A 16,133-nucleotide genomic window follows, 5' to 3' on the forward strand; every position below is an offset into this window, starting at 1 on the left:
CCATGCCAACTATTACTCTTCCCGACGGCAGTCAACGTTCATTCGATCATTCGGTTTCCGTAGCCGAGGTCGCCGCATCCATTGGTGCCGGCCTGGCCAAGGCCACCGTGGCCGGCAGGGTCGATGGCAAGCTGGTTGACGCCAGCGACCTGATCACCTCTGACGCCAGCCTGCAAATCATCACGCCCAAGGATCAAGAGGGGCTGGAGATCATTCGCCACTCTTGCGCGCACCTGATTGGCCACGCGGTCAAGCAGCTGTACCCCACCGCGAAGATGGTCATCGGCCCGGTCATCGACGAAGGCTTCTATTACGACATCGCCTACGAGCGTCCTTTCACTCCGGACGACTTGGCGGCCATCGAGCAGCGTATGCACGCGCTGATCGAAAAAGATTACGACGTCATCAAGAAAGTCACTCCGCGTGCCGAAGTGATCGACGTGTTCACCGCCCGCGGCGAAGACTACAAGCTGCGCCTGGTGGAAGACATGCCGGACGAGCAGGCCATGGGCCTGTATTACCACGAAGAATACGTCGACATGTGCCGTGGCCCGCACGTGCCGAACACGCGCTTCCTCAAGTCGTTCAAACTGACCAAGCTGTCCGGTGCCTACTGGCGCGGCGACGCGAAGAATGAACAACTGCAACGGATCTACGGCACTGCCTGGGCTGACAAGAAGCAGCTGGCGGCCTACATCCAGCGCATCGAAGAAGCCGAAAAACGCGACCACCGCAAGATCGGCAAGCGCCTGAACCTGTTCCACCTCCAGGAAGAAGCGCCGGGCATGGTGTTCTGGCACCCTAACGGCTGGACCCTGTACCAGGTGCTCGAGCAGTACATGCGCAAGGTTCAGCGCGACAACGGCTACCTGGAGATCAAGACTCCGCAAGTCGTTGACCGCAGCCTGTGGGAGAAATCCGGGCACTGGGCCAACTACGCCGACAACATGTTCACTACCCAGTCGGAAAACCGCGACTACGCCATCAAGCCGATGAACTGCCCGTGCCACGTACAGGTGTTCAACCAGGGCCTGAAGAGCTACCGCGAGTTGCCGCTGCGTCTGGCCGAGTTCGGTGCCTGCCACCGTAACGAACCGTCGGGTGCGCTGCACGGCATCATGCGTGTGCGTGGCTTCACTCAGGACGACGCCCACATCTTCTGCACCGAAGAGCAGATGCAGGCCGAATCCGCTGCGTTCATCAAACTGACCATGGACGTGTACCGCGATTTCGGCTTCACCGAAGTCGAAATGAAGCTGTCCACTCGTCCGGAAAAACGCGTCGGTTCAGACGAACTGTGGGATCGCGCCGAGTCGGCACTGGCCGCAGCACTGGACAGTGCGGGGCTTGCGTACGACCTGCAGCCGGGCGAGGGCGCGTTCTACGGTCCGAAGATCGAGTTCTCGCTGAAAGATTGCCTTGGTCGCGTCTGGCAGTGTGGTACCCTGCAGCTCGATTTTAACCTGCCGATCCGTTTGGGAGCCGAATACGTCTCCGAAGACAACAGCCGTAAACACCCGGTTATGCTGCACCGGGCGATCCTCGGTTCGTTCGAACGGTTCGTCGGGATCCTGATCGAGCACTACGAGGGTGCATTCCCTGCGTGGCTGGCTCCGACCCAGGCAGTGATCATGAATATCACTGATAAACAGGCAGATTTTGCCGCTGAAGTTGAAAAAACTCTCAATGAAAGCGGATTTCGTGCCAAGTCCGACTTGAGAAATGAAAAGATCGGCTTTAAAATCCGCGAGCATACTTTGCTCAAGGTTCCCTATCTTTTGGTTATCGGAGATCGGGAAGTCGAGATGCAGACTGTCGCTGTGCGTACTCGTGAAGGTGCTGACCTGGGCTCGATGCCCGTCGCCCAGTTCGCTGAGTTCCTCGCGCAAGCGGTTTCCCGGCGTGGTCGCCCAGATTCGGAGTAATTATTATTAAGCGTGAAATGAGACAAGATAAACGAGCTGCACCGAAAGCCCCGATCAACGAGAATATCTCGGCACGCGAGGTTCGGTTAATTGGCGCTGACGGCGAGCAGATTGGCATCGTCTCGATTGATGAAGCGCTTCGTATTGCTGAAGAGTCCAAATTGGACCTGGTGGAAATCTCCGCCGACGCAATCCCACCCGTTTGCCGGGTGATGGACTACGGCAAGTCGATCTTCGAGAAGAAGAAGCAGGTTGCCGCGGCGAAGAAGAACCAGAAGCAGATTCAAGTAAAAGAAATCAAGTTTCGTCCAGGGACGGAGGAAGGGGATTACCAGGTAAAACTGCGCAACCTGGTACGTTTCCTGAGTGATGGGGACAGGGCCAAGGTATCCTTGCGATTCCGCGGCCGTGAGATGGCCCACCAGGAGCTGGGGATGGAACTCCTCAAGCGGGTTGAAGCTGACCTGCTCGAGTACGGTTCGGTCGAACAGCATCCTAAGATGGAAGGACGCCAGCTTATTATGGTCATCGCCCCGAAAAAGAAGAAATAATCAATAGGGCACGGCAGGCCTTCTGATTATGTTTATCAACTGAATGCGGAGTACCGAACATGCCAAAGATGAAAACTAAAAGTGGTGCTGCTAAGCGGTTTCTGAAAACTGCTAACGGTATCAAGCACAAGCACGCTTTCAAGAGCCACATCCTGACTAAAATGTCGACCAAGCGTAAGCGTCAACTGCGCGGTAGCAGCTTGCTGCATCCGTCTGACGTGGCAAAAGTCGAGCGCATGCTGCGCCTTCGTTAATTTTAGTCAAGAATAGAGGAAGTAACTCATGGCTCGTGTAAAGCGTGGCGTCATGGCGCGTAAGCGCCACAAGAAAATTCTGAAACTTGCTAAAGGCTACTACGGCGCGCGTTCACGCGTATTCCGTGTTGCCAAGCAAGCGGTTATCAAGGCTGGCCAATACGCCTACCGTGACCGTCGTCAGAAAAAACGTCAGTTCCGCGCTCTGTGGATCGCTCGTATCAACGCCGGTGCACGTGTTAACGGTCTGTCCTACAGCCGTTTCATTGCTGGCCTGAAAAAAGCGTCCATCGAGATCGACCGTAAGGTTCTGGCTGATCTGGCAGTGAACGAAAAAGCGGCGTTTGCTGCGATTGTCGAGAAAGCTAAAGCCACCTTGGCTTAAGTACCCCCGACAGTCACCTTGGGCCGCTTCCGTGGCCCAAGGTGTTAAACGTCTTAAATAGGGGAAGAGCCTTCAAGCTCTTCCCCTATTTTGTATCTGGAGTCTGTACATGGAAAACCTGGATGCGCTGGTCTCTCAAGCACTAGAGGCTGTGCAAAGCGCAGAAGATATCAATGCCCTGGAGCAAATCCGGGTTCACTACCTTGGCAAAAAGGGTGAATTGACTCAGGTGATGAAGACCCTGGGGAATTTGCCGGCTGAAGAGCGTCCGCAAGTCGGTGCGCTGATCAACGTGGCCAAGGAGCGTGTTACAGAGGTTCTCAATGCGCGCAAGGCGTCGCTGGAGGAGGCCGATCTTGCGGCCAAACTCGCCGCCGAATCCATTGACGTGACCCTGCCTGGCCGTGGCCAGACCTCGGGTGGCCTGCATCCGATTACCCGGACTCTGGAACGTATCGAGCAGTTCTTCACCCACATCGGCTACGGCATTGCCGAAGGCCCAGAGGTCGAAGACGACTATCACAACTTTGAGGCGCTCAACATCCCAGGCCATCACCCGGCCCGGTCGATGCATGACACCTTCTATTTCAACGCGAACATGCTGTTGCGCACCCATACCTCGCCGGTACAGGTCCGCACCATGGAATCGCAGAAGCCGCCGATCCGCATCGTCTGCCCAGGCCGTGTGTACCGTAGCGACTCCGATATCACTCACTCGCCGATGTTCCACCAGGTCGAAGGCCTGCTGGTTGATCGCGACATCAACTTCGCCGACCTCAAAGGCACCATCGAAGAGTTCCTGCGGGTGTTCTTCGAGAAAGAGCTGGCGGTGCGTTTCCGTCCATCGTTCTTCCCGTTCACCGAGCCGTCCGCTGAAGTCGACATGGAATGCGTGATGTGCAGCGGTAAAGGCTGCCGCGTCTGCAAACAGACCGGCTGGCTGGAAGTGATGGGTTGCGGCATGGTTCACCCCAACGTGCTGCGCATGTCCGGGATCGACCCGGAAGAATTCTCGGGCTTTGCCTTCGGCATGGGCGTTGAGCGTCTGGCCATGCTGCGTTACGGCGTGAACGACTTGCGTCTGTTCTTCGACAACGACTTGCGGTTCCTCGCGCAATTTCGCTAGTCGTAACGGATCTTTAGGAGAGCAGGATGAAATTCAGTGAACAATGGCTGCGTGGCTGGGTAAGCCCGCAGGTAAGTCGCGACGAGCTGGTTGCCCGTCTGTCGATGGCCGGCCTTGAGGTCGATAGCGTGACGCCGGCCGCCGGTGTTTTCAGTGGCGTGGTAGTGGGTGAGGTGCTGAGCACCGAGCAACACCCGGACGCTGACAAATTGCGTGTGTGCCAGGTCAGCAATGGCTCGGAAACCTTCCAGGTCGTGTGCGGAGCGCCAAACGTGCGCCCGGGCCTGAAAATCCCGTTCGCCATGATCGGTGCCGAACTGCCGGGCGACTTCAAGATCAAGAAGGCCAAGCTGCGCGGTGTTGAATCCAACGGCATGCTGTGCTCCCAGGCGGAGCTGCAGGTCGGTGAAGGCAATGATGGCCTGATGGAACTGCCGGCCGACGCGCCAGTGGGTCAGGACATCCGTGTTTACCTGGAGCTGGAAGACGCCAGCATCGAGGTCGATCTGACCCCGAACCGCGGCGACTGCCTGTCCCTGGCTGGTCTGGCGCGTGAAGTCGGTGCGCTGTACGCCGCAACCGTCACCCGTCCGGTGGTTGCAGCCGTACCCGCGGTGCACGACGAAGTGCGTTCGATCGAAGTGCTGGCCCCCAGCGCCTGCCCACGTTACCTGGGTCGTGTGATCCGTAACGTCGACCTGTCCAAGCCAACCCCGCTGTGGATGGTTGAGCGTCTGCGTCGTTCCGAAGTGCGCAGCATCGATGCTGCCGTCGACATCACCAACTACGTGATGCTGGAGCTGGGCCAACCGCTGCACGCCTTCGATCTCGCCGAAATCAACGGCGGCATTCGCGTGCGCATGGCCGAGGAAGGCGAGAAGCTGGTTCTGCTCGACGGGCAGGAAGTCAGCCTGCGTGCCGACACCCTAGTGATCGCTGACCATTCCCGCGCCCTGGCGATTGCCGGCGTGATGGGTGGCGAGCACAGCGGCGTGTCTGCAACCACTCGCGACATATTCCTTGAAAGCGCGTTCTTCGACCAGATCGCCATCGCTGGCAAGGCCCGTTCCTACGGCCTGCACACCGATGCCTCGCATCGCTACGAGCGTGGCGTGGACTGGCAACTGGCCCGTGAAGCCATGGAGCGCGCCACTGGCCTGCTGCTGGAAATCACTGGCGGCGAAGCCGGCCCGATCACCGAAACCGTCAGCGAGCAGCACCTGCCGTCGGTTGCACCGATCACCCTACGCGCCAAGGCTGTTGAGCAAATGCTCGGCCTGGTGATCGACCCGGTTGAAATCGAGCGCCTTCTGTCGGCACTCGGCCTCGGCATTTCTGCCGGTGAGGCAGGGCAGTGGCATGTAGAGGTGCCAAGCCATCGCTTCGATATCAGCCTGGAAGTCGACCTGATCGAAGAGCTGGCCCGTCTATACGGCTACAACCGCCTGCCGGTTCGTTACCCGCAAGCACGCCTGGCGCCGCAGCCGAAAGCTGAAGCCCGTGCGCACCTGCCGGAACTACGTCGTTTGCTGGTTGCCCGTGGTTATCAGGAAGCAGTGACTTATAGCTTTATCGATCCAAAGCAATTCGAGCTGTTCAATCCAGGTGTCGAGCCGCTGTTGCTGGCCAACCCGATCTCCAACGACATGGCCGCCATGCGCTCGTCGCTGTGGCCGGGTCTGGTGAAAGCGCTTTCCCACAACCTGAACCGTCAGCAAGACCGCGTACGCATGTTCGAAAGCGGCCTGCGTTTTGTCGGTCAACTCGATGGCTTGAAGCAAGAGCCAATGCTGGCTGGCGTAGTCTGCGGCAGCCGTCTGCCGGAAGGCTGGGCACAAGGCCGCGATACCGTCGACTTCTTCGACGTCAAGGCTGACGTGGAAGCGGTGCTGGGCTTCGCCGGTGCGCTGGATGCCTTCACTTTCACCCCAGGCAAACACCTTGCGTTGCACCCGGGCCAAACCGCACGTATCGAACGTGACGGTCGTTTGGTGGGCTTCGTTGGCGCGATTCACCCTGAACTGTCGAAAACCTTGGGGCTGGACCGTCCAGTCTTCGTTTTTGAGCTAGTCTTGGCCGAAGTAGCGTCGGGCAAAATGCCTAAATTCAGCGAGTTGTCGCGCTTCCCTGAAGTACGACGTGACCTGGCGCTGATTGCTGATCAAGGTGTTGCAGCCAGTGCTGTTCTGGACGTAATCCGTGAAAATGCAGGGGAATGGCTGACAGACCTCAGGCTATTTGACGTTTATCAGGGTAAAGGCATTGATCCGCATAGAAAAAGCCTTGCAGTTGGCTTGACCTGGCAGCATCCATCGCGCACTCTTAATGACGATGAGGTGAATACTACGACGCAAAATATCCTCACCTCGCTCGAACAAAGGTTGAACGCCACGTTAAGGAAGTGACGTATGGGGGCTTTGACGAAAGCTGAGATGGCGGAACGTCTGTATGAAGAGCTGGGCCTGAACAAGCGCGAGGCCAAGGAATTGGTCGAGCTGTTTTTTGAAGAAATCAGGCACGCTCTTGAAGACAACGAACAGGTCAAATTGTCCGGTTTCGGCAATTTTGACCTGCGGGACAAACGCCAGCGGCCTGGCCGCAATCCAAAAACGGGAGAAGAAATCCCGATCACGGCTCGCCGTGTGGTCACCTTTCGTCCAGGGCAGAAGTTGAAGGCCCGAGTTGAGGCTTATGCTGGAACCAAGTCATAACGACGAACTGCCTGTCATCCCAGGCAAACGCTACTTCACCATTGGTGAAGTGAGCGAGCTCTGTGCGGTAAAACCGCACGTGCTGCGCTATTGGGAGCAGGAGTTTCCTCAACTCAACCCCGTCAAACGCACCGGGAACCGTCGGTATTATCAGCGCCAGGATGTGCTGATGATCCGGCAGATCCGCGCGTTGCTGTACGACCAGGGGTTCACCATCAGCGGCGCGCGCCAGCGTATGTCCGGTGATGAAGCCAAAGACGACACCACCCAATACAAGCAAATGATCCGCCAGATGATCTCCGAACTGGAGGATGTACTGGTGGTTTTGAAGAAATAATTCCGGCTTTTAAAATACTTCCACATTTCAAAAGCTTGCGGTATATTCCTGATCGCTTCGTTGCGAAGCGAACCCAGTAACACGCCTAGTCGGGGCGTAGCGCAGTCCGGTAGCGCACTAGCATGGGGTGCTAGGGGTCGAGTGTTCGAATCACTCCGTCCCGACCATATTTTTCAATGACTTAGGCCAATGTTCACAGCATTGGCCTTTTTCATGTGCGTGACTTTTGCGTGACTTGCCATTTTTTCACGCCTGCTTCCTCTTCAAAATTGTCAGGACCGGTCCGCGAGAATCGGTTGCTGATACCATGTTCGCAGCTTCTATCAGATGCCCGCGCTCAGCGCCTGAGTAGTGACTGGTGATGCTGCCGTTCTTGTGCCCCAGAAGGGCCTTGCGGTCTTCCTCGGTTACCGTAAAAGTTACCGAATCCGCTGCACCGGTCCACGTTGACCAGAAACCAAAGTTCACTTCGCTGCATGACAGCCGAGGTCGGACAATCCAGTTGCGCACCCTGGACCCGCTGCAGAAGTCGCGCATCACCATGGCCGTAGGCGGTGAGCTGGCCGCCAACGGTCCATACATGGCCGCGTTCGCCCTCCCTATCGCATCGGTCGCCTATATCGATGACGTTGGCTTTGGCGTACCTCAGTCGCTCAAGCAGATTGATTCCTTGCTAGCTGAACTGGGCGAGGATGGGTATTCAGCCATCGAAAAACATCTGCTGGCCGAGTACGAAGCTGCCAAGGCAAAGGCCGAGGCTGAAGCTGCTAGCCAGGCGCTCAGCGCTGAGCAGGCCGCCGCAAAAAACTGACAGAGGACCCCGTTTTTCGGCAGCAGTGCTGGGCGGTGAAAAATGGGGTTCCTTTCAGCGTTGTTTTTCATGGATGCGACAGCTTATCCCCCTACGAACTCATGGCCTTCTCGATCATCTTTTCTGAGATCGAGGGCAATTCGACCTATAACTGGTTCACGCACAAATTCGATGAGAACAAATAATCATGGAATTCAAGAGTCTGGGCGCTTTAGCGCTGCACCTTGCAGGGCAAGAGGTTGCGCTGCTTGCCAGTCTGCACGCGGGGCTTGAGAAGTGCGCGAATAAGGTTGAGGCGACTGCCAAGGCCGAGATTGGGCATTACCAGCCAGGGATTGGCCCTTTTCCAGCGTGGGCGGCTCTGGCTGACTCCACCGAAGAACAAAAGGCGCAGATGGGCTATCCGGCCGACTCGCCGCTGCTTGCGAGTGGAGCCATGCAGTCCAGCATCACGCATACAACAGGTGCCTTGGAGGCAGTGATCGGCTCAACGGATGAGAAGATGTTCTATCACGAATTCGGAACATCAAAGATGCCGGCGCGACCAGTAATGGGGCCAGCACTTCTGACGAACAAGGAATTCATGCGGCGCACGCTTGGCATTGCAACAGTGACTGGGATTATCGGTGGATCAGCGATCCATGCATCGCTTGGCTACGATCACGCACTGTGATGCGAGCTACTTCATCGCGGCAATAACCGGCGGAATGTCCGACTTCGAAATCGTGATATAGCGACCATGCTCGCCAATCCGTGAAGAGAACCGAACGCGCCCCGAGCCGGTAAGTGCCGCGCTTGCGTTGTATTTCGCTTCAACGCCAAGTGCGAAGGAGCAATCTGCAGAGCCTGTCTCGCTGTCGATCTTCTCCAGAGAGAAATCGGTCTTTTTCAAGTTGACATTGACTGGTCCGAAAAATACCTCAACGCCCCTCAAGTCGAAATAGGACTGGATCATCGGCTTTATATCCTTGCCTTGGGCGTCCACCAGGGCATCCACCGAGGTCTTTGTTTCTGGGCTCCAGCAGATGTTCTTGTCCACCTTATCGCAACCTGCCAGCGCTACAAGAATTCCAGCAACAGCGATCATCTTCTTCATGCGGTCACCCGAAAAGGACTGAGTAGAGGACGAAGAGCACGACAGCCAGCGCGCCGCCGGCAAACACCAGCGTAACGCTGCTGAACGTGAACACGAGCAGAGCCGTCTGGATGCCTAGGCCATGCTTTCGCTTGGCAGCTATAAGTGGCTCCAGCTTTCCCGCAGGCCCGATATCTCGCCAGTGACGTGGTGGAACAACCTCGTGCACCCGGCCATTCACCCATTCATACGTGCGCTGATTGTTTGCCATGTGATCCAACACCACAAAAGGAAAGCTCATTATGGCATTGAGGCGTATTCCGTCGCTGTCAAGCTGTCCTTGATCAACCACGTCAGTGCCGGCATGGCGCTGATCAGCAAGAGCATGACTAGCGCTGGTCAAGACGCGGACAAGCTAAATGCCAAGCTGGCCTCAATCGGCAAGCAGGCAGCTATCGGCGGCGCGATGTTTGGTGGTGGCCTGGCGCTGGCCGGATTGCTCAAGGCCTCGCTGGAAGAGGCCAAGAAATTCCAGACAAGGGCAACCCTCTGATTGACGCTGAGATGTTCAGCCAGAACCCAACCGAGTTCTACGAAAAAGTCATCATGCCAATGCACAAGCGCATGGGCATCACGCCTGATTCGCCTACATCCCGCTCAATGAACGAAACCGATGGGGTGAAGTCGCGCGCACTGTAGACCGGAACGATCCAGGCAAGCAGATCGAGAACGCCTACCGCTGGTATGCGCGCTGGGATGAAGTCTCCAACACCTGCCCGCAGATAAAGGCGCTCAGCCTCATGCTTGGTCAAGACGCGGCTCATTCGATACGACGACTACTTTATTGGCGATTGTGATGAGCGTCAGGAGTTCATACATCTGAACGTCTCGACCGTTTCCGGCAAGGCCGGGGATGATGAAAAACGACACGCTATCAGCAGTGCCCTGCTGGACGTACTTACCGATATCTCCGAGCCTGTGCTGCAGCAGCAGAAGGTGGATCTTTCTGTGCAGATTACTGAAATGCCGGCCAGTGGCTACGTGCGCAAGCGATCGACGACGTTGGCCCCGTGATGCTTATCTATCGTGGCGGGCTTAAGGCGGTGCTCCCGGTGAGCACCTCGCGTTCGCCAGGCAGGGACAGATTTATCACAGCCGCGGTTTAAACGTGCAGCGCTCAGAGATGACAACTGGCCTTCACCGCATGCGCCCCAACACGGATCGGCCCCGAAGCTGATGCCACAACACCGCAGACAGATGCAACACCACTAAGGTAGCCAGCATGGCGCAGAGCACATGATGCACCTGCTGGACTTCTGCCAAGGTTGGCAGCGCATGAAGTATCTGCGGCAAGGGCATGACACCCAGGAGCATCACTGGATGGTTCATCATCATCACACCGGTCAGCAATACACCGCTCACACAGACATAGATCAGTGTGTGGGTAAGCTTGGCGACGTGTCTCTGTAGACTTCCAACGCCACAGGACTGTTCGGACGGTGATTTAAGGTACAGCCAAAGACGCCAGGCAAATATCGGAATGAACAGCGAGGTTATTTGTGGGTTGAAGGCTTCCACCCACTGGCGAAGTGGATAATTCACGGGAAGCAAAGCCACGCCAAAGCCGCTCACTGTGGCCCAGAGGATGACCAGCGCCGACAGCCAATGCAGGTAGATACGGGTCGTCGAGTAGGGGGCGGGCATTGATTGCAAGATGGGAGGAACCATAGGGGCGCGCAGTGCTGGCTAGTGGGAAGTGTTTCCATTTGCATTTAACGATACTAGCTGATGATCCCCTCTGCAAGAGCGCTCCGAAACGCCTGTTACGGAGCGACACCGGCATCCGGCGTGTGACTTGCTCGGCATCCATGTCTGCGGACCGACGGCATTAAAGCGCTGAATAACGATGCCGATAAAACCAAACGAGCCTGTGCTGCGACTTTCAGCGTGCCTGGTTTCTTGCTCCATTTCCTCAGGCAGATATTTAGGAGAAGTCTTATGGCATGGTTTCGTGATGCGAAATTGTCCAGCAAATTAATCGCTGCATTCGGGGTATGCGCACTCATTACTCTTGTGGTCGGGATGTTGGGCAGCCGAGGTGTCTCTCAGTTATCGGACAGTCTCAGATTGGTGTTTTCCAACAACCTCATTTCTGTCGCGAAAACGGCAGAAACCAAAAGCAACGCAATTGCGCAGCAACGCGATTTGTATAGCCTCATCTCCGCCACCGTCTCCGACGCGCCACAGCGTGCCAAGGACGAGATACTCAGTAGTCTGGCGGCGAACCGCGCAGCCAGCGAAAAGGCATTTGCGATCTACCGTACGACGCCTTTGGCTGATGATGAGCGCGCCGCTGGCGACAAGATGGAGCGGGACTGGCCGGTTTATCAGGCTCAGGTGCAACGGGTAGTTACTGCCTTGCAAGCTGGAGACATTGCATCCGCTCGATCTATCATGTCGGGTGATCTGCAACGAGGTTTCAGCACAGTCATGGACGAGCTGACCACCATCGTCGAATCGAACAATCGCCAAATCGGCGAAGGTGCCCAGGACGCTGACGCTATGGCAAGATCAGCGACAACCACGCTGTACATCGGCATCGGCATAGCTTTTCTTGCGGCACTGCTCCTGGGCATGTTCATCAGTAGAGTGATCAGCCGCCCCATCGCTTTGGCCGTTACGAGTGCTGAGCGCATTGCACAGGGCGATCTCACTCACGTCATCAACAGTGTTTCGCGTGATGAAACCGGACAATTGCTCACGGCGCTGGGCGAAATGCAGGAAAGTCTGAAAACCACGATCCACCAAATTGCTGACGCATCCAACCAATTGGCTTCTGCTGCTGAGGAGCTCAACGCTGTGACGGAAGACGGCAGCCGAGGGCTGCTGCGCCAAAATGACGAGATCCAGCAGGCAGCTACCGCGGTGACGGAAATGACCTCGGCAGTAGAGGAGGTCGCCCGTAATGCGATGTCAGCGTCCGAGGCGTCTACGTCAGCCAGTTCACAAGCCACTCATGGCGTTGGCCAGGCACGTGATGCGGTCGCAGCCGTGAACAGCGCGACTGCAGAAATCAAGTCTTCGACCACCATCGTTGAAGATCTGGCGGTGCAGGTGAGAGATATTGGCAAGGTGCTCGACGTGATTCGTGGCATTGCTGAACAAACCAACCTGTTGGCCCTCAACGCCGCCATCGAGGCTGCCCGAGCAGGGGAGCAAGGTCGTGGTTTCGCCGTAGTCGCTGACGAAGTACGTGCCCTGGCCGCGAGAACACAATCCTCAACAGGCGAAATTGAAAGCATGATTGGCGCGGTGCAATCGAGGGCCGATCAGGCGGTGCTGGCGATGGGCAAGAGCCAGTCCCTGGTGACCAATACGCAAACCCTGGCGCAGGCGACCGGCGACGCCCTCGAACAGATCGCGCAAGGTATAGGTCAGATCAATGACCGCAACCTGGTCATTGCCAGTGCCTGCGAGGAGCAAGCCCACGTGGCTCGCGAGGTTGATCGAAACCTGGTCAACATCCAGGAACTGTCGACACAGACAGCCGCCGGTGCTCACCAGACTACGGCTTCTTCGCAGGATCTCTCTCGGCTGGCCGGCTCCTTCAATGAACTGGTCAAACGCTTCAAGCTGTGAGGGGCCGCTATCCACTTAGGATCAGCGGCTATACAGGCGTACGTGCTTGGGCAAATCGCAGCCAGCGGTATTGAGCTGCGATTCATTGCAAAGCCCAGCGCAAGCAAGCGCTCACGCATTCTATCGGCGCGTAATGGCGATGTAATATTAGCGCTGGTAGAATTCGTGCCGCGATTCCAGACGCGTATCCGGACACCGCGTCTGTCTCGTTCAACTCTTGCAGGAAACAATGATTAACCTACTGGCCGTGTGTCGTAGCTATCGGGCGATTTCCTTCGCAGATGGCATTTTGTGTGCTGTGGTGTTGGCGCTAGGGATGTCTGTCACTGCCGCTGTTTGTGCGATCACTGACCAGTTAAATCAAGCCGCAATCAAGAGGTCTTTTGATTTTGCGGTGGATGAGCGAGTGAGCCGTATTCAACGGCGCTTTGTCATTCAGACCCTTCAGTTGGACAGCCTCCGACGATTCTTTATCAACGCCGACGATGTGACTGATAAGGAGTTTCGCGGGTTTGTGACGCCGTTAATCAATGAAGGCGAAAGTTACGGGTGGCTGCAGCGCGTTTCGCAACAGGGCCTGGACGATCTGCGCGCCAAGGCGCTGTCGGATGGCGTGAGCGATTTTTCATTGCACGAGCGCGACCCTGCCACTCGCGGAAGGGTGCCGATTCAGAGTCGTCCCGAACATTTCATTCTTCTCTATTTGGTCGCGCACGATTACACCGACGCGACCGTTAGCCCTGGTATGGACATTGTTTCGCGTCCTGGTCGCTTGGCTCTTCTGCAACAAGCCCGGCGTACCCAGAAGATGGCGGTGTCCGAGCCGTTGGTTATGATGAATGGGCAAACCGGTATCTTCTTCGTCGCTCCGGTATTTGACGACGAATTAAAGAAAGCGGGTGATGACGGCCTACGAGGTTTCGCGCTTGCAACGATGCAAGTGAGCTTCTTGATGGAGCAAAATATTCCGGCGTCCAGCTTGGAGTATCTGAATGTTGTACTCACAGTGAACGACGCCGATCAACACGAAAAAGAGGTGTATCGCAGTCGCGAACCGGCGGTAGATTCGCAACTTTACGCCCAGCATAAGCTGACATTCGCCGACCGTAGTTACACGCTCAAATTGAGTGCGACCAGGGATTTTCTGCGCCTCAACGATAATCATCTAAACCTCTATGGCGTTGCCGCTGCCGGCGGCTCCCTGACGTTGCTGCTGACGCTGGTCATCTACTTGCTGATCAGTCAGCGTGCGCGGGCAGTCTCTCTGGTTGAAGAGAGGACGGGAGAGCTGGTGCGACTCAGTACCACGGATTATTTAACCGACGTTTATAACCGCCGTTACTTTGAGCAGTCCATGGCGCGTTTACTGATCGAGTCGAGGGACGGTGCCTTGGCCCTCTGCGTGGTGATGTTTGACATCGATCACTTCAAGAGAATCAACGATTGTTTTGGTCATCTCCAAGGCGATCGAGTGCTCAGGCAACTGAGTCAGATGATTCGCTCAACAACGCGCAGCAGCGATATTCTGTGCCGAACGGGTGGGGAAGAATTCACCTTGATTTGCCCGAACACGACGCTGGGCGCCGCGGGCCAGATGGCGGAAAAACTGAGACAGACTATTGGGGCTGGCTCTTTCGCAGATGTCGGGCACGTGACCTGCAGCTTTGGAGTGGCTGAATGGCAGACGTGGGAGTCGCTTGATCACTTGCTCAAGCGAGTTGATGATGCGGTCTATGAGGCCAAGGCCGACGGGCGAGACCGAGTGGTTGTTCACTCGTGCGTAGCGTGACGAGACACCGAACATACAGGGTGTAAGTAAGCAGGTCTTGAGCGGGGCGTCAGAGGCGCCTCCGTGGTGAGGGGCGCTGGTTTGGGTCGTGGCGTGATGAACAAATGGAAGCCCGGCGTAACGCCGGGCCTCATCGCCTTACAGAATGTTCATCGGATAGCTGATGATCACCCGATGCTCATCGCTGTCCCGCTGTGTAGATACTCCGGTACGCAGTGAGGCGTGGCGCAGGGCGATGCTCAGGTCCTTGAGCGGCCCTTGCTGTACCACATAGCTCACTGTCAGGTTGCGTTCCCATTCACTTTTGTCGCCAGTGGGGGTGCGGATGTTCGAGCCGCTTTCGTACATGCCCAGGAAGCTCAGGCCGGGAATTCCGACTTTCGCAAAGTCATAGCCATACCGAACCTGCCAAGTGGTTTCCCCGGCGCGCTGGAACTTGCCGATCATCGATTCCGTCATGAAGTAGGCCGTCGAACCGTCCCCCTGGTTCAGCCAGACTGCATCACTGTCCCCACTGACTTGCTGCAGGCCGGCGGAGAACGTATGGCCGTTCACCAGGTAGGTGAATTGAGCGCTGTCCAGGCGGCTGTCGACTTTGCCTTTGGTGACGCCATTGCCGTAGTAGCCGAAGGTGTAGAAATCGGGATCATGGCCGTTGGCGCCGTCGGAGCGGTTGTCGAAGTGCCGCAAATCGGTGCGCAGTGTGCCGGGGCCGACCTGCATATCGTATTTGAGACCCAGGAAGTTCTGTTTGTAGAAGTCCTGCAGGTTGCCGTAGTAGTACTGCAACGTCAGGTCCTTGGTGGCTTTGTAGTCCACACCGCCGTAGTAGAACTTGTTCACGAACTCGCCGGTTTGCGCATTGTTTGCACCGGGAATCGACATGCCCATCTGGTTGCTCGAACCGCGCCCTTTGACATGCTCCAACTGGCCGAGGGTGAACGTGAAGTTCTCCAGGTCCTTGGACTCGATTTGTCCGCCGTTGAACGTCTGTTGAAGCATCCGGTCAGTCGACATCACCACCGGCAACATCGGCACCAGCGTGCCGTATTTCAATACGGTGTTGGAAAACTTTGCCTTGGCCGTCAGGCCCAGGCTGCCGAACTCATCCACGGCACGCCCGTTGTCGGTCGGGAAGACGTTGCCGTTGAACGCCGTGCCTTGCGGGTTGTAGTGCCTGCCTTTGCCAGAGTCCAAGCGGACGCCGAACATGCCGATAGCGTCCACGCCGAAACCGACCGTGCCTTGGGTAAAACCGGACTGGAAGTTGGCGATGAAGCCCTGACCCCATTCCTGGGTGTAGTTGGGGTCGGCGGCGCCGCTGCGGTTGTCGGCATTGCTGAAGAAGTTGCGGGCCAGCACGCTGAGCTTGCTGTCTTCCACCAATCCTGCGGCATACCCTTGTTGAGCGATGATCAGGCCGCAAATGCCGGCCACTACTTTAGGTGCGCGATTGAAAAGCTCCATCGGAGTCATCCCCATGAGTTATTGAGTGTTGTGAGAGGCAGTCAAAAGCGGCAGTAAAGTTTT

General features: G+C 56.7%; 18 protein-coding genes, 1 tRNA gene and 2 pseudogenes. 16 read left to right on the forward strand and 5 right to left on the reverse strand.

Annotated features, from left to right (window positions below):
* Positions 1-2 precede the first annotated feature (2 nt).
* The 9 genes from thrS (at position 3) to CEC48_RS04050 (ending at position 7,456) form a co-directional block, all read left to right on the forward strand.
* Positions 3-1,925: a threonine--tRNA ligase gene (gene thrS / locus CEC48_RS04010; RefSeq protein WP_088422569.1), complete on the forward strand. Its 1,923-nt coding sequence runs from the start codon at positions 3-5 to the stop codon at positions 1,923-1,925.
* Positions 1,925-2,476 (forward strand): translation initiation factor IF-3, encoded by a 552-nt coding sequence (gene infC, locus CEC48_RS04015; RefSeq protein ID WP_015884933.1) that lies wholly within the window; start codon positions 1,925-1,927, stop codon positions 2,474-2,476. The genes thrS and infC overlap by 1 nt, the downstream gene beginning before the upstream one ends.
* Positions 2,477-2,535: 59 nt before the next feature.
* A complete protein-coding gene (rpmI, locus tag CEC48_RS04020; RefSeq protein ID WP_002553160.1) occupies positions 2,536-2,730 on the forward strand; it encodes a 50S ribosomal protein L35 in 195 nt (64 codons plus the stop codon).
* Positions 2,731-2,758: 28 nt separating this feature from the next.
* Complete coding sequence (gene rplT / locus CEC48_RS04025) at positions 2,759-3,115, forward strand: 50S ribosomal protein L20 (RefSeq protein ID WP_003219940.1); 357 nt, start codon at positions 2,759-2,761, stop codon at positions 3,113-3,115.
* A 109-nt stretch (positions 3,116-3,224) separates the two neighbouring features.
* On the forward strand, positions 3,225-4,241 hold the full coding sequence (gene pheS / locus CEC48_RS04030) for a phenylalanine--tRNA ligase subunit alpha (RefSeq protein WP_003219939.1): 1,017 nt from the start codon (positions 3,225-3,227) through the stop codon (positions 4,239-4,241).
* A 26-nt stretch (positions 4,242-4,267) separates the two neighbouring features.
* A complete protein-coding gene (gene pheT / locus CEC48_RS04035; protein ID WP_088422570.1) occupies positions 4,268-6,646 on the forward strand; it encodes a phenylalanine--tRNA ligase subunit beta in 2,379 nt (792 codons plus the stop codon).
* 3 nt (positions 6,647-6,649) lie between these two features.
* Positions 6,650-6,952, forward strand: coding sequence for an integration host factor subunit alpha (gene ihfA / locus CEC48_RS04040; protein ID WP_002553164.1), 303 nt, complete (start codon positions 6,650-6,652; stop codon positions 6,950-6,952).
* Positions 6,933-7,289 (forward strand): MerR family transcriptional regulator, encoded by a 357-nt coding sequence (locus tag CEC48_RS04045; RefSeq protein ID WP_003219935.1) that lies wholly within the window; start codon positions 6,933-6,935, stop codon positions 7,287-7,289. Before ihfA ends, CEC48_RS04045 begins: the two co-directional genes overlap by 20 nt.
* Before the next feature lie 90 nt (positions 7,290-7,379).
* Positions 7,380-7,456 (forward strand) — tRNA-Pro (locus tag CEC48_RS04050).
* 79 nt (positions 7,457-7,535) lie between these two features.
* On the opposite strand, the pseudogene CEC48_RS04055 reads toward CEC48_RS04050, so the two are convergent.
* Positions 7,536-7,700: pseudogene (locus tag CEC48_RS04055) on the reverse strand (site-specific integrase); the annotation flags it as partial.
* Between the two features lie 91 nt (positions 7,701-7,791).
* On the opposite strand from CEC48_RS04055, the gene CEC48_RS04060 reads away from it, so the two are divergent.
* The gene (locus tag CEC48_RS04060; RefSeq protein ID WP_256579666.1) at positions 7,792-8,100 is read left to right on the forward strand and encodes a hypothetical protein; all 309 of its coding nucleotides are present in this window, start codon (positions 7,792-7,794) and stop codon (positions 8,098-8,100) included.
* 187 nt (positions 8,101-8,287) lie between these two features.
* Complete coding sequence (locus CEC48_RS04065; protein WP_088422572.1) at positions 8,288-8,773, forward strand: HK97-gp10 family putative phage morphogenesis protein; 486 nt, start codon at positions 8,288-8,290, stop codon at positions 8,771-8,773.
* Positions 8,774-8,779: 6 nt separating this feature from the next.
* Here the strand turns inward: CEC48_RS04065 and CEC48_RS04070 are convergent, their stop codons facing one another.
* Positions 8,780-9,196: a lipoprotein gene (locus tag CEC48_RS04070; protein WP_088422573.1), complete on the reverse strand. Its 417-nt coding sequence runs from the start codon at positions 9,194-9,196 to the stop codon at positions 8,780-8,782.
* A 121-nt stretch (positions 9,197-9,317) separates the two neighbouring features.
* Between CEC48_RS04070 and CEC48_RS04080 the strand changes: the two genes are divergently transcribed.
* Complete coding sequence (locus CEC48_RS04080) at positions 9,318-9,728, forward strand: hypothetical protein (protein WP_141099647.1); 411 nt, start codon at positions 9,318-9,320, stop codon at positions 9,726-9,728.
* Positions 9,729-9,765: 37 nt separating this feature from the next.
* Here the strand turns inward: CEC48_RS04080 and CEC48_RS04085 are convergent, their stop codons facing one another.
* Entirely contained in the window at positions 9,766-9,987 is a 222-nt protein-coding gene (locus tag CEC48_RS04085; protein WP_088422576.1) for a hypothetical protein, read from the reverse strand.
* Between CEC48_RS04085 and CEC48_RS04090 the strand changes: the two genes are divergently transcribed.
* Entirely contained in the window at positions 9,980-10,249 is a 270-nt protein-coding gene (locus CEC48_RS04090) for a hypothetical protein (RefSeq protein WP_176438661.1), read from the forward strand. The genes CEC48_RS04085 and CEC48_RS04090 overlap by 8 nt on opposite strands.
* Before the next feature lie 123 nt (positions 10,250-10,372).
* On the opposite strand, the gene CEC48_RS04095 is transcribed toward CEC48_RS04090, so the two are convergent.
* The gene (locus CEC48_RS04095; RefSeq protein ID WP_088422641.1) at positions 10,373-10,879 is read right to left on the reverse strand and encodes a cytochrome b; all 507 of its coding nucleotides are present in this window, start codon (positions 10,877-10,879) and stop codon (positions 10,373-10,375) included.
* Positions 10,880-11,173: 294 nt separating this feature from the next.
* Here CEC48_RS04095 and CEC48_RS32050 point away from each other — a divergent pair.
* From CEC48_RS32050 to CEC48_RS04105, 3 genes and pseudogenes are all read left to right on the forward strand, one after another.
* Positions 11,174-11,956: pseudogene (locus CEC48_RS32050) on the forward strand (MCP four helix bundle domain-containing protein); the annotation flags it as partial.
* Positions 11,951-12,814 (forward strand): methyl-accepting chemotaxis protein, encoded by an 864-nt coding sequence (locus tag CEC48_RS32055; RefSeq protein ID WP_371917740.1) that lies wholly within the window; start codon positions 11,951-11,953, stop codon positions 12,812-12,814. The pseudogene CEC48_RS32050 and the gene CEC48_RS32055, both read left to right, overlap by 6 nt.
* 229 nt (positions 12,815-13,043) lie before the next feature.
* On the forward strand, positions 13,044-14,603 hold the full coding sequence (locus tag CEC48_RS04105; RefSeq protein ID WP_088422578.1) for a diguanylate cyclase: 1,560 nt from the start codon (positions 13,044-13,046) through the stop codon (positions 14,601-14,603).
* A gap of 138 nt (positions 14,604-14,741) precedes the next feature.
* Here the strand turns inward: CEC48_RS04105 and CEC48_RS04110 are convergent, their stop codons facing one another.
* A complete protein-coding gene (locus CEC48_RS04110) occupies positions 14,742-16,070 on the reverse strand; it encodes an OprD family porin (RefSeq protein ID WP_088422579.1) in 1,329 nt (442 codons plus the stop codon).
* Positions 16,071-16,133: the final 63 nt, after the last annotated feature.

The organism is Pseudomonas sp. K2I15 (assembly GCF_002204795.1).
Lineage (GTDB): Bacteria > Pseudomonadota > Gammaproteobacteria > Pseudomonadales > Pseudomonadaceae > Aquipseudomonas.

Bases quoted from the DNA above. Each gene is read 5' to 3' on its own strand.
- thrS (WP_088422569.1), top strand. From the start codon at position 3: ATGCCAACTATTACTCTTCCCGACGGCAGTCAACGTTCATTCGATCAT.
- rpmI (WP_002553160.1), top strand. From the start codon at position 2,536: ATGCCAAAGATGAAAACTAAAAGTGGTGCTGCTAAGCGGTTTCTGAAA.
- rplT (WP_003219940.1), top strand. From the start codon at position 2,759: ATGGCTCGTGTAAAGCGTGGCGTCATGGCGCGTAAGCGCCACAAGAAA.
- pheS (WP_003219939.1), top strand. From the start codon at position 3,225: ATGGAAAACCTGGATGCGCTGGTCTCTCAAGCACTAGAGGCTGTGCAA.
- pheT (WP_088422570.1), top strand. From the start codon at position 4,268: ATGAAATTCAGTGAACAATGGCTGCGTGGCTGGGTAAGCCCGCAGGTA.
- ihfA (WP_002553164.1), top strand. From the start codon at position 6,650: ATGGGGGCTTTGACGAAAGCTGAGATGGCGGAACGTCTGTATGAAGAG.
- CEC48_RS04045 (WP_003219935.1), top strand. From the start codon at position 6,933: ATGCTGGAACCAAGTCATAACGACGAACTGCCTGTCATCCCAGGCAAA.
- CEC48_RS04065 (WP_088422572.1), top strand. From the start codon at position 8,288: ATGGAATTCAAGAGTCTGGGCGCTTTAGCGCTGCACCTTGCAGGGCAA.
- CEC48_RS04070 (WP_088422573.1), bottom strand. From the start codon at position 9,196: ATGAAGAAGATGATCGCTGTTGCTGGAATTCTTGTAGCGCTGGCAGGT.
- CEC48_RS04080 (WP_141099647.1), top strand. From the start codon at position 9,318: ATGCTTTCGCTTGGCAGCTATAAGTGGCTCCAGCTTTCCCGCAGGCCC.
- CEC48_RS04095 (WP_088422641.1), bottom strand. From the start codon at position 10,879: ATGCCCGCCCCCTACTCGACGACCCGTATCTACCTGCATTGGCTGTCG.
- CEC48_RS32055 (WP_371917740.1), top strand. From the start codon at position 11,951: ATGCAGGAAAGTCTGAAAACCACGATCCACCAAATTGCTGACGCATCC.
- CEC48_RS04105 (WP_088422578.1), top strand. From the start codon at position 13,044: ATGATTAACCTACTGGCCGTGTGTCGTAGCTATCGGGCGATTTCCTTC.
- CEC48_RS04110 (WP_088422579.1), bottom strand. From the start codon at position 16,070: ATGGAGCTTTTCAATCGCGCACCTAAAGTAGTGGCCGGCATTTGCGGC.